The organism is Nitrospira sp. Nam80 (assembly GCF_965152575.1).
In genome coordinates this window covers 2,388,144-2,402,610 of record NZ_OZ224216.1, presented here as the reverse complement: position 1 = coordinate 2,402,610, position 14,467 = coordinate 2,388,144, and the positions used below count along the sequence as shown (strand labels likewise).

15 protein-coding genes are annotated in these 14,467 nt (G+C 57.7%); 7 read left to right on the top strand and 8 right to left on the bottom strand.

Features of this window, described 5'->3' with window-relative positions:
- Positions 1-56 precede the first annotated feature (56 nt).
- Positions 57-1,694 (bottom strand): apolipoprotein N-acyltransferase, encoded by a 1,638-nt coding sequence (gene lnt / locus ACWGXE_RS11250; RefSeq protein ID WP_447597860.1) that lies wholly within the window; start codon positions 1,692-1,694, stop codon positions 57-59.
- A 220-nt stretch (positions 1,695-1,914) separates the two neighbouring features.
- On the opposite strand from lnt, the gene ACWGXE_RS11245 reads away from it, so the two are divergent.
- Positions 1,915-2,334 carry a hypothetical protein gene (locus tag ACWGXE_RS11245; protein WP_447597859.1) on the top strand — a complete coding sequence of 140 codons (420 nt, stop codon included), beginning with the start codon at positions 1,915-1,917 and terminating at the stop codon, positions 2,332-2,334.
- A 141-nt stretch (positions 2,335-2,475) separates the two neighbouring features.
- Here ACWGXE_RS11245 and ACWGXE_RS11240 read toward each other — a convergent pair whose 3' ends face one another.
- The gene (locus tag ACWGXE_RS11240; protein WP_447597858.1) at positions 2,476-4,098 is read right to left on the bottom strand and encodes a DUF4403 family protein; all 1,623 of its coding nucleotides are present in this window, start codon (positions 4,096-4,098) and stop codon (positions 2,476-2,478) included.
- Between the two features lie 224 nt (positions 4,099-4,322).
- Here ACWGXE_RS11240 and ACWGXE_RS11235 point away from each other — a divergent pair, with 224 nt between their 5' ends.
- From ACWGXE_RS11235 to ACWGXE_RS11225, 3 genes are all read left to right on the top strand, one after another.
- Complete coding sequence (locus ACWGXE_RS11235; RefSeq protein ID WP_447597857.1) at positions 4,323-4,889, top strand: redoxin domain-containing protein; 567 nt, start codon at positions 4,323-4,325, stop codon at positions 4,887-4,889.
- On the top strand, positions 4,886-5,122 hold the full coding sequence (locus tag ACWGXE_RS11230) for a hypothetical protein (RefSeq protein ID WP_447597856.1): 237 nt from the start codon (positions 4,886-4,888) through the stop codon (positions 5,120-5,122). The genes ACWGXE_RS11235 and ACWGXE_RS11230 overlap by 4 nt, the downstream gene beginning before the upstream one ends.
- Before the next feature lie 172 nt (positions 5,123-5,294).
- Positions 5,295-6,968, top strand: a complete 1,674-nt coding sequence (locus ACWGXE_RS11225) for an OmpA family protein (protein ID WP_447597855.1) — start codon at positions 5,295-5,297, stop codon at positions 6,966-6,968.
- 40 nt (positions 6,969-7,008) lie between these two features.
- Here the strand turns inward: ACWGXE_RS11225 and ACWGXE_RS11220 are convergent, their stop codons facing one another.
- From ACWGXE_RS11220 to ACWGXE_RS11210, 3 genes are all read right to left on the bottom strand, one after another.
- Positions 7,009-8,286, bottom strand: a complete 1,278-nt coding sequence (locus ACWGXE_RS11220) for a DEAD/DEAH box helicase (protein WP_447603709.1) — start codon at positions 8,284-8,286, stop codon at positions 7,009-7,011.
- 360 nt (positions 8,287-8,646) lie between these two features.
- Positions 8,647-9,000 carry a hypothetical protein gene (locus tag ACWGXE_RS11215; protein WP_447597854.1) on the bottom strand — a complete coding sequence of 118 codons (354 nt, stop codon included), beginning with the start codon at positions 8,998-9,000 and terminating at the stop codon, positions 8,647-8,649.
- The gene (locus tag ACWGXE_RS11210; RefSeq protein WP_447597853.1) at positions 8,990-9,421 is read right to left on the bottom strand and encodes a VanZ family protein; all 432 of its coding nucleotides are present in this window, start codon (positions 9,419-9,421) and stop codon (positions 8,990-8,992) included. The genes ACWGXE_RS11215 and ACWGXE_RS11210 overlap by 11 nt, the downstream gene beginning before the upstream one ends.
- Before the next feature lie 200 nt (positions 9,422-9,621).
- Between ACWGXE_RS11210 and ACWGXE_RS11205 the strand changes: the two genes are divergently transcribed.
- Positions 9,622-9,939 (top strand): hypothetical protein, encoded by a 318-nt coding sequence (locus ACWGXE_RS11205; RefSeq protein ID WP_447597852.1) that lies wholly within the window; start codon positions 9,622-9,624, stop codon positions 9,937-9,939.
- On the opposite strand, the gene ACWGXE_RS11200 is transcribed toward ACWGXE_RS11205, so the two are convergent.
- Together ACWGXE_RS11200 and ACWGXE_RS11195 are read right to left on the bottom strand one after the other, a co-directional pair.
- Positions 9,921-11,540, bottom strand: a complete 1,620-nt coding sequence (locus tag ACWGXE_RS11200) for a sensor histidine kinase (protein WP_447597851.1) — start codon at positions 11,538-11,540, stop codon at positions 9,921-9,923. The genes ACWGXE_RS11205 and ACWGXE_RS11200 overlap by 19 nt on opposite strands.
- Positions 11,540-12,541, bottom strand: coding sequence for a sensor histidine kinase (locus tag ACWGXE_RS11195; protein ID WP_447597850.1), 1,002 nt, complete (start codon positions 12,539-12,541; stop codon positions 11,540-11,542). The genes ACWGXE_RS11200 and ACWGXE_RS11195 overlap by 1 nt, the downstream gene beginning before the upstream one ends.
- Positions 12,542-12,911: 370 nt before the next feature.
- Here ACWGXE_RS11195 and ACWGXE_RS11190 point away from each other — a divergent pair, with 370 nt between their 5' ends.
- Both ACWGXE_RS11190 and ACWGXE_RS11185 read left to right on the top strand, forming a co-directional pair.
- Entirely contained in the window at positions 12,912-13,781 is an 870-nt protein-coding gene (locus ACWGXE_RS11190) for an MOSC domain-containing protein (protein ID WP_447597849.1), read from the top strand.
- Positions 13,782-13,853: 72 nt separating this feature from the next.
- Entirely contained in the window at positions 13,854-14,057 is a 204-nt protein-coding gene (locus tag ACWGXE_RS11185) for a dodecin family protein (RefSeq protein WP_447597848.1), read from the top strand.
- A 53-nt stretch (positions 14,058-14,110) separates the two neighbouring features.
- Here the strand turns inward: ACWGXE_RS11185 and ACWGXE_RS11180 are convergent, their stop codons facing one another.
- Positions 14,111-14,437, bottom strand: a complete 327-nt coding sequence (locus tag ACWGXE_RS11180) for a hypothetical protein (RefSeq protein WP_447597847.1) — start codon at positions 14,435-14,437, stop codon at positions 14,111-14,113.
- Between the last annotated feature and the right edge of the window lie 30 nt (positions 14,438-14,467).

The following is a 14,467-nucleotide window of genomic DNA, read 5'->3' as shown; positions in this document are numbered from 1 at the left end:
TCGTCTCTTCTCGACCGTTCATGCATCGGCTATTCAGGGAAACTTTGACGCGCCCGTCAGGCTGGTCGACCGGCCGGCGTGCCGCCGGCCGCCTCCGTACTCTGCGAGAAGTAACCTGTCAGACACAAAAGCGCGGTAATTATAGCACAGCCATAGGCAAACACATCACCGTACTTAGCGTAAAACGTTTTCTGATAGCCGACCTCGACCGTACCGCGCAGCGCTTCCTGCGTGAAAATCGGGGTCGCTTCCCGGACCCGCCCGTACGGATCGATGAAGCCGGAGATCCCGGTATTGGCCGCACGGGCAAAGGCAAGGCGGTTCTCAACCGATCGAAACACCACCATGCTGAAATGTTGGTACGGAGCAGAAGAAGGACCAAACCAGGCGTCGTTCGTGATCGTCACCATGAATTCAGCTCCATTGGCGGCGAATTGGCGAACGAGGTTAGGAAAAATGACTTCATAACAAATGACGACGCCGAACTTGACGTGGAAATCCGGTACGGTGGCCGCGGCGGCCATAGGGGGCGTCTTTTCCCTCGGCTTGAACATCAACAGCGTTGACCCCGGCCCGGCTTCAAAATCCCCGATCCCCTCGACGAGTTTGTCGAGAAAAAACAGGAGGGAGTGATGAAATGGAATATATTCGCCGAACGGCACCAGATGCTGCTTGTCGTAGCGGCCGAGGATTTGTCCATCCTGCGCCAGGAGATAGGCGCTGTTCAAGAGGTAGGGCCGTCCGTCGGGGTAGCGCCGGAGCGCCGGACTGCCGAACAACAGTGGCGCGCCGGCATTCTGTGCCATCCGGGTGACCAAGTGGCGGTACTGTGGTTCCATCTCGAAGAGAAACGGGGTTGCCGCTTCGGGCCATATCACCAGATCCAGATCGTGGGCGATGCTGCCTGTCAGCCGTGCATAACGGTCGAGTGTCTCATGGCGGAACGCCACGTCCCACTTTTGCGCTTGATCGACGTTCGGCTGTACCAATCCAATTGAGAGGGTGCGGGCCGGGACCTGATCGGCGCCGGCAAGCACTGTTGTGCCGTAGAGAAAGGCGACACCCAATCCGGCCGCAGCGGCCCCGGACGAAGGCCATGGGAATGATCGGAGGGCGAATCCGCGATAGACCTTGAATCCCCACACCAGCAGTTCGGCAAGGGTGGCATTCACCAACACTAGAAGAAACGACACGCCATAGACTCCAAAATGATCTGCGAGCTGGATAATGGGCAGCCATTGATGCTGAGAATAGCCGAACAGCACCCATGGCAGACCGGATAGAAAATAGGTCCGGATCAACTCGAGAGTGACCCAGAGAAACGGAGCGGGTAAGAATCCCAACGAGGGAAATGTATTGCGGATCCAAGAAAGGCCCGCCGCGTACAGGCCAAAATAGAGACCGAGATAAATAGTCAACAACAGCATGATCAGCGCCGCGATGGGTAACGGCACCTTGCCGTACAAATGCATTGCGGTGATGACCCAAAACATTGTGCCGGTAAAGGCAATGGTTCCAGACACCCATCCGAGCCTGAAAGCCTGCCGGGACGAAGCGGCATAATCGATCACGAAATGAAGGGGTACCAAAGCGATCCAGGCAAGAAAGCCGAGATTAAATGAGGGGAAGCATAAGGGATAAAGAAAACCACTCGCGCAGGCCAGGAGAATGAGACGCGAGCGGGAGAGGGACATCAGGACCCTAACTTAACGAAACCCTGTTGAGGATTCAACCTCGCGTACAAATAAGGCAAATGAGTGTTCAGACCAAAGATGTAGACCCGGCCAGGATTGCAATCGGGTACAAAGTAGGGCCTGTAAAGAAAAAATCTACAACCAGGGATTCTCCCAGGTCTTGTAGGGACGTCCCTACAGTATAAAGCCCGAAGCGTTGCACTTTGCGAGGTAATTGGCGATGCCGACTTGTCCGAATCTGAATTGTATTCAAGACATGCGTCCCGAAGTTCAGCTCTACAAAGCGGGAATCAATGACGCTACGGGACTCACTCATATTCGTTGTCCCCAATGCGGCCATTCGGGGCTGATGGCCGGAGACGGGCTCCATTTGGTATTCCGCGCCGGTCAAGAATATTGTTTCACCTTCGGAACGACACCGGCTCATTTGACGGTGTCAATCACGACCGAAGCCATGTTCGCTTATCAAAGGCTCGGTCTCAGCCAGGAAGTTCTTGCCAGACATGCGGCCGAATGGCTGCTGTTGCTTGGGCGCAACGCCGGAGTGTTTTCCCTTTCACCGGATGAACCGGCCTTCGTCGGGTTTCCTCGATATCTGCAGCATCATATGGTTCCGAGCCTTCGCCCTCACGTCGCCTGAACCGGTTTCTACCCGTACGGACTTGCCGGCAGGAATGTTGAAAAAAATCGGCCTGGCCGGGTCGTCAAGATATGCCGGTATGGAGGGGCATGCGGGCTAGTCTAAGTCGGACCACCCGCATGCCGGGAAGGGCAGAATTCGTTAGCGTTCGTACGGGGAGATCGTTTCTCGATCCGGCGGCACGATCGTTCGTTGATCAGAAGTGCCGGTCGTGCCGCGATCTGCTGGAGCCAGGATTCCACCGGATTCGTGCGTCCGGTCAGGGCGCCGGTCCTTACGCGTGAGAGGGGAGGACGTTGCATTGGTCACGGGTACTCGACCGGTCGCGGTTGCAGTCCCTTCCAAAAAGTACGACGCAATCAGGCCGTCCTTCGTCGTTCGAACCTGGTCCGGTTGTTGCCGTGCCATCAGCATATCCATGTTGAGATCGCCTGCATGGTGTTGACCTGAAAGGGCGGTCTTCATCCGTTCGACCCGGTTGGATATATCGATCACCGCGGCATCGCGCAACCGATCACGCAGTTGGCGATCCACCATTTGCCAAGACCCCATTTGCATGGAATCGAGCGCGCGCTTGGATTCATTGGCCATCTGAAGATCCGGAATGCGGATAGACTTGCCTCCGTCTTGAAACTGAGGCGTTCCCCAATAGTACAGAGTTCCGTCGAGTCCCCCGGTCGTTTCCACAGCCATCAGTACTCGACCGTTCGCGTCCGAGGCGGTGACGCGCTCGATCAGTGCCGAGTCGCGATTCTGATCAAGCGTGATGGATTTGTGGAACAGACGGCTCTGTAATTCCTGGTTGAGGATGGCGTAGGGCACAGGCACCGCAGCCAAGATTTTGTAGGGCCTCTCCTGCGGGGACGTCACCGCCGGCGCCTCTGTGGGCGTGGTCGCAATTTTCACGGGTTTGGCGGACGTCATCTGGCATTGCGCCTCATAGGCAGCTGTCGGGACTTGTCGTGCAACGCCGTGAATCATGGTCTGTTGCATCGTCCCGCGCGGCGGACCTATTGAAAGCTCGGATGGTTGCCCGTAGAGGCATAGATGCGTATTGAGCGAAGACACAGGCACGGAAACCGGCTTGCTCAAGTCCTGCCACACTTGATTCAGCGGAATGGAAAACGTCTCAGGGGATACGGCATCGGCCAGGTCCTGCTGCACGGCGACTATTTCGAAAGTCTGCGGCAGTTGCTCTTTCGCCGGCATGAACGACGGCGTACAGGCCGAGTCGATCGGGCTGGTCACGTCGAAATTGACCTGTGACGGATCGAGCTGAAAAACGAGAAGATCATCCTGCTGTTTGGTCTTGAGTTGCCCGTTGCCGTTGAGGACTCCCCGATATTGTTCCGGCCGACAGGCTTGCGCCAACGCCGAGGATTGATTATCGCCGCGGTAATTCGCTCGAATGGCGACCAAGCCGTCCTGGATGGAGACCTGGGGCTCGCCGTCGCGGACAAAATCAAAGCGGCCGTCGCCGGCCCTCCGATGTTTGGCATTGGTAATCACTTCCGGTACGGCCGCCTTGATGGCCTGCTGGAGCGGAGTCAAGTCCGTGGTGATGATGAACGGCATTTTTGACTCAACCGGCTGGGAGACGGGCTGCCGTATCGGATCAAACGTGGGAATCGCGCTTGCCAGCGGCGGAGGGGTTGGCTTTGTCGAGGATCGAGGAATTTTATTTTCCGCGCACCCCGTCGTCACCAGCGCAATCGGCACGCTCACCACGAGTATGCGTCTCAGTAATTGGTTCATGCGTGTCATAGGGGTTCCTCCTGTCGAGAGTGTAAGCATCTTCTTTCCTTGTACCCTGTCATTTCACCGTACTCTCGGCATCTCATAGGAAGTACTCGGCATCCCCCTAGCTTCGGCTTGGACGAATCAGTGAATATGGGTGGCGGCGAGGCACATACTTTTGTGTTGAACAAGCCGACCGTTCGGGTCAAAAATTTCTGTGCTGAACGCCTACTACTAGAGGAGGATATTGTATGCTGCTGATCGGCCGGTCCATTCCTGAAGGAACATTCCAGACGTTTCACGAAAACAGCATCCGTCCCGTTACGCTGACGGAATACCGGGGGCGATGGTTGGTGCTGGTGTTCTACCCAGGCGATTTTACGTTTGTCTGTCCCACAGAACTGGCAGAGTTGGCTAATCTGTACGGGGAATTCCAGAAAACCGGTGCCGAAGTCATGGGCGTGAGTACCGACTCGGTGTACGTTCATAAGGCATGGCACGACTCATCCCCGACGATTCGAAAGATCCAATATCCGATGGTCAGCGATCCGACGGGACGGCTCGCACGCGAGCTGGGTGTTTATATTGAGGAGGAAGGAGTCGCGCTGCGCGGCAGCTTTATTTTCGACCCGGACGGTCAGCTGTGCGCCTACGAGGTACACATGAACAGCATCGGGCGCAACATGCACGAACTGCTCCGCAAATTGCAGGCGGCTTCTTACGTCCGTGAACACAACGGTGAGGAAGTTTGCCCGGTGAGCTGGACACCGGGCGGCCGGACGCTCAAGCCCGGGCTGGACCTTGTGGGCAAGATATGACAGCGCGTGACGCGTTCAACAAAGACATGGTCATTTCCGGCTGCCCGGTCAGACTGGATTTTCAGCAAACGGACTCGTGCGAATGGACGGTCGCGGGGACGGTTGAATGCGGAGTCGGGGAGAATAGGAGGCAAACAACCTTTCAAACCGCTCCGTTTCGAACGAGTGAAGAAGCGGAATCGGCAGCCTTGCGCAAGGTCAGTGATTTGATCGGTAAAAACATGCCGACCTAGTGCACATTATTCATGAACGCTTCTACTGCACCCGCCACCCCTCGTGGCCTCAATATACTGCTTTCACGTATGCCTCGGTCTCTCAGGGCTCGGCGCGCAAGGCACTCCCGCCTTGTAGTCGACGGAGGTTCCGTAAGCACACAATTCCATGTCAAGAGAAGAGGAGGCTCTCATGACACGTGTGTTCGCATCAGCATTGATGCTTTGTTTATTGATCACCTCAGCCTGTGTCTCCCACGACACGCACTCGCGAGCGCTGGGCGAATTGAATGAGGCGCGCCACGCCACGCTCCAGAGCCGCCACGAGCTCGACGCATATAAAAAGGAAGCAGCCGCTGTGGCGGAAGCGAACGACGCTGAACGAAGCAGGCTGTCTCAACAACTCCGCGACGCCCACATGGAGCTGGCCTCTCTTCGATCGGAGTTGGGGGATCTCCAACGTGAATTGGAAGGAAAGACCGCGACGCTCGGTGAGGCGAACAGCCGCGTACGTGCCCTGAGTCAGGTCAATAACGAGGCGGCGGGCCGACTCGGATCAATGGAGTTCGAGAAGCAAGCGGCTCAAGGTCGCATTTCCACCATGGAGAAAGAGGCGGAGGCTATGCGAGAGCGCCTCGCGTCGCTGGAGAAAGAGCGGGACGACCTCACCGTCGCACTCCGGGACACGCAGGACCGAGAGCGAGAGCTCCAAGCCCAAGTCGCCTCGCTCGCGTCTCAAGTGGGCTCCCTCCAAAACGAGAACCACAGCCTTCTCAGCGGCACCACGACGGCCAAGGACGTGATCGCTCAATTGCAAAAGCGGGCGGGTGAATTGGAGTCGGTATCAGCCCGCGCCGATGATCTTGCGAGGCAATTGAACGAACGGGAACAGGATCTCGCGCGTCAACGACAGATAGCCGCCGATCAGGGGCAAGAATTGACGGCGCTACGAGCCGCCGCGGCGGAAAAGGAGAACCTGGCGACACAACTTGCGGCCGTGACCAAAGAAATGGCCGAGCTCGGACAGGAACGCGACCAACTTAAGGAGAGCCGCGCGCACCTCGCGAATGAACAAGAACGACTCCAGGCGAAACTGCAACAGGAAATGGATCGCGTCAAAACCGGAGAGATTGAGAAAGACGGCTTGGCACAGCAACTCGCCTCGCTGACTGGAGACATGACGAAGCTGGCGGCCGAACGGGATCAATTAAAGGACCGGCAGGCGCAGCTCGCCGGAGAACAGGAGAAACTGCTGGCACGACTTCAGCAAGAGGCTGATCGACTCAGGGCGGAGGAGGCGGAAAAGAACCGGCTCGAAAAGGAACGGCTCGCCAAAGAGGAAGAGATTCAGAGGCTGACGAAAGCGCAAGCCGATTTGACTCATTCCCTGCAAGATGAGATCAACAAGGGCACGATCACCATTCAGCAGGTACGTGACCGCCTCACCATCAATATGGTCGAGAAGGTCCTGTTCGATTCGGGACAGGCGCAGATCAAGCCGGAGGGTCTGAAGGTGCTGAAACAAGTGAGCGATGTTTTGAAGGATGTCGCCGACAAGCAGATACGTATCGAAGGTCACACCGATAATGTGCCGATCGGCACGAAACTGCGGGATAAGTTCGCGACTAATTGGGAACTCTCGACAGCACGCGCGACCAGCGTGGTGCGGTATCTGGTTGAAGACGGCGGTGTGGGGCGGGAGCTGATCTCGGCAGCGGGCTACGCCGATACCAGACCTGTTGCGGCAAACGACTCCGAGGATGGAAAGGCCTCCAACCGGCGAATCGAGATTGTCCTCTATCCGAAAGACTTGGCCAATATTGCAAATGAGTTGCGGGCCGACGCCCGAGAAGAGGCCCCGCGGTGACGACAACGATCTCATCACCGGGGGCTGGGTTCTTCCGCTGCTAACTGTTAGCGGGACGATGATTGCCGTTTGAGCGGCGACGGCCCTCGTGGTGAGAATGGCCTGAACGCCGCGGCCGGGCAGGCGGTGGTCCGGACGCCGGCTTATGAGGCGGCGGCGGGCTTCCCGCTGCACGAGGAACCGGGGTTCCCAGCAGTTTTTCGATGGCGCGGAATTGATAGTGATCCTCCGCAGTCACGAAGCTGGTCGCCCGGCCGCTGGCCTTCATCCGTCCGGTCCGACCGATCCGGTGGACGTAATCTTCGGGCGTGTTCGGGAGATCATAGTTGATGACGTGCCCGATATTGGCCACATCGATGCCGCGGGCGGCGATATCCGTGGCCACCAGCACCCGATAGGTACCGCGGCGGAATCCCTCGAGCGCCGTGCGCCGCTGGGACAGCCGGCGGTCTCCATGGAGCACCGCGACTCGATGGCCGACTTTTTCAAGAGTCCGGCCCAGCCGATCCGCACCGTGCTTGGTGCGGGTAAAGATCAGCACGCTGTCACAGGGCTCGGCAAGAAGACTGAGCAAGAGCGAGGTCTTTTCTCCGTGACTCGTGTGATGCACCGTTTGCGTGACCCGGTGCGCGGCGGTCGCCGGACGATCCACCATCACCTGCACCGGATTCTTGAGTCCCGCGCGCGCGAGCGCAGTGAGATCGGCCGGCATCGTGGCGGAAAAGAGCAATGTTTGTCGCTCCTCGGCCAATGCCTCGAGAATTTGATTGAGCTGTGGCGCAAATCCCATATCGAGCATGCGATCCGCCTCATCCAGCACGACAATCGAAAACGCGGCCAGATTGATCGTGCCGTTCCACATATGATCAAGCAAACGTCCCGGCGTCGCGACGACGATGGTCGGATGCTGTCGCAGGCCGCGGACCTGGGCGCTCATATCTTCCCCGCCGACCACGGTAGTGGCCGAAACGCGCCGGCTGCGACCCAACTGTTGCACCGTGCGCTGGATTTGAAAGGCCAATTCCCTCGTCGGCGCGAGGATCAAACCCCTCGGCGTGCCGGCTGGCAGTTGCGCCAACCGCTCGACCATGGGAATGACAAAGGCGGCGGTTTTGCCGGTGCCGGTTTGCGCGCATCCGAGCACATCACGCCCTTCGAGGCAGGCAGGAATCGCCTTGGCCTGAATCGGCGTCGGCTCCTTGTATCCGGCGCCGGCAAGGTCACGCAGTAAGCCCTCGGATAGACTAAGCGACTGGAATGTCGCTCCGGTGGAAGCCGGGGGCGGGACAGAAGCGGAGGAAGGCACAGTGGTAGACATCAACACAGAAAACACTCCTTTGTGAGATTGTAGGCAGGATTCTCAAGGCCGCGTTCTTCAGGACGGCACACAGGCAGGGACCAGGCACCGTGAACCCCCACGGGAGTACAGGGTGGCAAACCGCTGTTTAGAATCCTGTTGGCATCGCATGAAAACGAGGTCAGAGAACCGAGGAAGGGAGAACCAGAGAGGAATCCGCTCCTAGAAGGATCTGATCGCGCTGCGATGACGAGGCCCGGTAGTTAACTGGCTGAGGCACGGTCGCCGGGCCGTCTCGACAGTGACCGACACACCATACAGGACAATGGCGCGCCTGTCAATCAATCAATCGACCCTGTCTCCCGACGCAACCACCGGCTGCTAATTCTGGTTCGACCAGAGGCCGGGAAGATGAAGGGCGGCAAGACGCCTCAATTCCGCATGCGAAGCGGGTGAGACTTCAACAAGGTCGATCCCGAAAGTTCCTCCGCTGACCCACCGAACGGTTCCTCGCCGTATCAACAAGGTGGAATCGCGTCCCGGCGGGATGAGAAACACCACCAATTTCATCTGAGCCCATACCGGTTGGCTTCCACGCACGCGGACGCCGAGTGGCGTGAGATCCTCCACCAGGCCGGTGGTGCAGAATATGCCGTCGGTATAGGCAATCGGACAGTGAATTAGTTGCCGACACAGAGTGCGGGCTCGAAAATTGGGGTTCATGTCAGCTGTCATGCACATTCCTCCAACATGGCAATGGGCGGGTTCGAACGTCCTTGGGAGCGGGCTGAAGTGAGATTGATCGCCGGAGAGTGATCAGGACTGCCGAGACAATTCCAATCGTGTCGATCACGAGATCTCGACCTTCGAGTCCACGTCCCGGCACGGAGACCTGCAAGGTCTCCGTCCAGCATCCGAACACAAAGGCGAACAGTGAACCGGCGGTGAGCGCGGCGGAAGAAGGCCAGCCACGCTTCAGCAAGCCGGTGATGAAGAACCAGGCGAGCAACCCATAGGCAGGTGCGTGCAGGCAATCGAGGGATTGTTTGGAAAAGAGCGGCAGGACCGACCCGAGCCAACCGATGCCGGGCGAGGCAGTGGCCATCAATACCAGCAGAATCATATAACCGAGAATCGCTGCGGAGAGAAGCGGCATCGTTTGTTCAGAAAAAATCAGGACCGGAAGATACCCGGTGGCTATGACCGATAACCACTAGACCGGAGTAGCCCCCGTAGAGCTTCGGGGGGGAAGATCGGAAGGAGCTGTGCGTCGGCAGCCAGGGTGTCGCCTAGCATCGCGAGGAAAAGGCTTACGGTAAAATTCAAAGAAACGTAGAAGCAGAAGGAGGTGGCGTCATGGAGAGGTGGTTCGGGCGAGTGATCCTTATTGCTTTCGTGGGATGCAACTTTGCCGTCTCTGCTTGTTCACAGACCGCGACGGAACGGCGCGCAGCCAAGCCGAATTTCAACGAACGCCTCACTCGGGACGCTGTAACAGGTGACGTCAAGGACGTCGGCAAAAATTATGTATCGATCAGACAGGATAACGGAGAAACGATGAAAGTTCGCGTGAATGACAACACGAAGATGGACCCGGTGACCGAAGGGGATCATGTGAAGGCGTTCGTGACGGACGACGGCTATGCTTCGACCATTCAGCGGACGCCTCGGTAAGTCGGATCTTTCTGCGGTTTGGGCTCAGGCGGGCAGGTCCCGAGTGCCAGTGGAATGGTGAAGCAGAATCGACTGCCTTTTCCCGGCGCGCTGTCAACCCAGATGCGCCCCCGGTGCAGTTCGACGAAATGTTTGGCGATCGCCAACCCTAATCCGACCCCTCGCGCCTCCCCTGCGGACGAACTGCCCCGATAAAACTTGTCGAACACATGCGCCGCCTCTTCCGGCGGAATCCCGCACCCGCTATCGGCGACGCAGATTTGGGCATAACCGGCTTCACCAGGCATGATTTCCAATCGGACATCGCCGCCCGCCTTGGTGAACTTACAGGCGTTCTGAATGAGATTCGTCAGCACTTGGGCAAGCTTGTCCGGGTCCCCTGTCACCAACAGTTCTTTGTCCAGGGTCATCGCACGCAGGGTAAGGTCTTTCTCCCGAGCCAATCCCTGCAGGTTGTCGATGAGATTGTCGGGCAGATCGGCGATAGGAAAGATTGCGGCGTCGAGCCGTGCGGTTCCGGCTTCGATCCGGGATAAGTCGAGCAAATCATTGATCATCCGGACCAGCCGGTTGACGTTGCTCTTGATCCGGTCGAGATACCGCCGTTGTTTATCGGTAAGGGGCCCGGCAATGCCGTCCAGCAGATTCTCGACAAAGCCCCCGATAGCGGCCAGCGGCGTTCGCAGATCATGCGACACGATCGACACGAATTCCGACTTCCGCACGCTCAGCTCCCGCAATTCCGAGTTAGTGGCCTCGAGCTTCGCATAGAGCTGCTGCAACTGAGTCGCCTTCGCCTCCAGCTCCCGTTCTTGACGGTGGATGCGCAATTGATTTTTAATCCGAGCCAAGAGCTCTTCTTCATTGAACGGTTTGCTCACATAATCGTCGGCGCCGGCCTCCAGACTTTCGACCCGCGCGTCTGTTCCCGCCCGGGCAGTGAGGAGGATAACCGGCGTTGTCATGAGTGAATCGTCGCATCGAATAGCCTTCAAGAGATCGTGCCCGCTCATGACGGGCATCATGATATCCGCCACCACAAGCGCCGGCTGTAACCGGCGCGCCTCCCGTAACGCGTCGGCTCCATCTTGGGCGGTCTTCACGCGATAGTCATCTGCCAGTAATCGTACGAGATAGGCCCGCATATCGGCATTGTCGTCTGCCACCAGAACCAGCGGCTGCTCGCAGTCCGCCGCCGCTTGTATCGGTCCGCTTTCTCGCTCGCACGCGACCTGCTCCTCGACCGTGCGGGGCACCATCAGATCTTCTTCATCGAGCGGGGTAAGGGGCTGGGATTCCACCTCACCCCGCGGCAGGGTAATGGTGAACGTGGATCCTTCATCGATGACGCTGTGAACGGCGATCCGCCCGCCGTGAAGCGTGACAATTTCCTTTGCCAGGGCCAAACCGATCCCGCTGCCTTCAAACCGCCTCGTGGTCTGTCCTTCCACCTGAGTAAATCGATCGAAGATCCGTTCGAAGTGGTCCTCGGCAATGCCGATGCCATTGTCCCTGATCGTAATCAGGACCTCGCTCGGCTGCGCGGCAAGTGAGATCCAGACCTTGCCCTGCTCGGGATCGCTGAACTTGAAGGCGTTCATTAGTACATTCGACAACACTTCGTCATCTGACGGACGTCGATTTTCGCCGGGACAGGTGCCGCCATGCCGTCAAGAAAGATCCGCCGACGTTCCGACGATTCAAAATTGGCGGCGATATTCGTAATCAGCGCGGCAAGATCGACACAGGCCCGACGCAAGTCGGCACGCCCGCTTTCGAACCGGGCCAGCTCCAGCAATTCATTGATCAGGAACAATAAGCGCGACGTGTTCCGCAGACCCGGCTGCACGATGGCTTGCGATTCCGGACTTAGCGGCATCTTGAGCAACGTTGTGAATGCACCAAGGCTGAGGGTGAGCGGCGTTCGCAGCTCGTGATTGATATTGGCGAAGAACTGGTCTTTCAAACGGTCGAGTTCCAATAACTGGCGATGGGATTGCTCCAACTCCTCGCGCGCCCGGCGCTCGGAAAGCCGGGCCTGAAACTCCGCCGTCTGTAGCGATTCATAGAGATAGACAGAAAACAGGCAGGCAATGCAGGTCCAGACAAGGAAGAAAGAATTCTGCAAAGCCGCCGACTCCGCGCCGGGTGCTTGAGAAGCCAGGAAGTTAATCCCGTAGTAATACAGCAGCGTGACGATTTGAGCCGACAAGTGGCTGAGCCAGGAAACCGGCACGATTACAGCGGCCGCTAGCAACACAAGGTTTAAACCGCTGTAATAGGCGGAGGTAAAGCCGCCCAGGACCACCGTCATATGCGACACGCAGACATTGGCTATGACCACCCAGGCGATCAACGGCACACGCGGACTGACGGCGGTTCGGCGGCGCACGAATGCAAGGAACATAATAAGCAGGCCGGTTTGAAGAAGAATGCGGAGCGTAAGGAGCGCCGGCCAGTGATCTCGATAGAACAGGAGATCGGACAGCAGAAACGCAGGATTGGCCGTCAGCCCGAGATAGTATAGCGTGCGTAACCGGTCTCTCGCGAACTCATGCCGCCACTCATCAAATGATGAAGGCAAAAGGTGCTCAGGAGGCATGGCTGGTCCTTCGCGAGGCAAGTAGGTGAAGCGGAAGGATCGCACGGAACAGAAGCGGGTCGGACATCAAGTCCCCCCGATCAGGTGGGCCGAATGCCGGATAAGGCTACTCTTTCCAGACAAGAACCGCAAACGGAATCTTGTGGAATAGAACGACCATCATTCTGGCGTATGCGGGGAGCAAACTATTCCCCATTCTGTAACTTGCCATTCCTCATTCCCGAGTTCCGCTTAGCAATTCCTCATTCGTGCTTCTCAATCTTGACTGTGGCCTCACACCGTGCCCCGACGTATAATGCGCCCTTGATCATTCACGCTGGATATCTCCGTGCTTCCTTTATAACTCCGCTTTCAACTATGAGGTTCGGTTATGGCGCCTATAGACCCCGAATTAGGCTCAGTCTTCTCGCTCTGGCGCTATCCCGTCAAATCGATGATGGGGGAGGAACTCGCCACTGCCGAGGTGAAGGAATATGGAGTCGTCGGCGATCGAGCCTACGCCTTGGTCGCCGAATCCGACGGCAAAATCGCCTCCGCCAAAAACCCCGGGAAATGGCCGACTCTATTTGCCTTCCACGCCGCCTTCCTCCAGCCTACGGGTGATGAGGCGGCCATTCCTCCGATCCGTATCACATTGCCCGACGGGAAGGCGGTCAACAGTCGACAACAGGACGTGAATCAAACCCTGTCGAAAGTTCTCGGGAAAAATGTTTTCCTGACCGTCACGGAAGGCGGCCGGATCTCCGGTGTTCAATCGCCGATGCCGGCCGGTTGGGCGGCGAAGGCGGAGGAATACTGGCCGGACATCGACGGACGCGACCATCGCGATATTGTGACGGACTTCAAATTGCCCGTTGGCACATTCTTTGACAGTGCGATCGTCCATATCGTAACCACGGCCACTCTTGACCGGCTTCACGAATTATATCCCCATGGACGTTTCGAGGCGCGGCGCTTTCGGCCGAACATCGTCCTGAGTTTGGCCGGCGGGCGGAGGGGATTCGTTGAACAAGCCTGGATCGATCGGGAATTACAGATCGGCGATCAGGTTCGTCTGCGCGTGACAGGTCCCTGCGCCCGCTGTGTGATGACGACGCTGGCGCAGGGAGATCTGCCCAAGGATCCCGGCATCCTGCGTACGGCGGTTCAACATAATCATGGCCATGTCGGCGTCTATGCGGCGGTTCTTCAAGGCGGCACGATCAAGCACGGTGATCGCTTGCGCCTTTCTCCTCCTTGACTGAAAATTCCGGACGGCCTAGCCTGATGAAGACTGTGGGGGATGATACGCAACCATTCATGGGAGGTCATTATGTCAGTCGCACGCGTGACGGAAATTATCGCCGCATCTCCGAAGAGCTTTGAGGACGCGATCCAGGTCGGTATCGCTCGCGCGAATAAGACCTTGCAAAACGTAAGAAGCGCCTGGGTCGAGGATCAGAAAGTGGAGATCGAAGATGGAAGGATCAAAGAATATCGAGTTGCGCTCAAGGTTACGTTTGTGTTGAAGGAATGAATCGTGAGGAATTAGGAATGGAAACAGTGCACTGTAGCGATTACTTCATGGATTCAGGATCGTAGGAGCGCCGCAAGAGCGATTGATGCGCCAAGCACGGCCGCGGCAAGCGCGACCCAGACGAGCGCCAACGACCGTCTCGTCGAGCGGAGTGTCGCTTCGAGCCGGGTGATCGTTTCGCCTTGCGCGGTCAGAAGCTGCTCCAGTACCCCCAATCGCTCTTGGACCATCGTGAGGGAAGATTCATTCTTTATCGACTCTGAAGGGGCGGCCGCAGTCCGGCGCCGCTCCAGCGTCTGAAGTAACTCCGGCGCCTTATCAATCACCACAGGTAAGACTTTTTTGAAGACGTAAAGGGCGGTCACCCACGGAATTGCCACAGTGCCTCGCTTTCACCGTTTGGGGCTCGC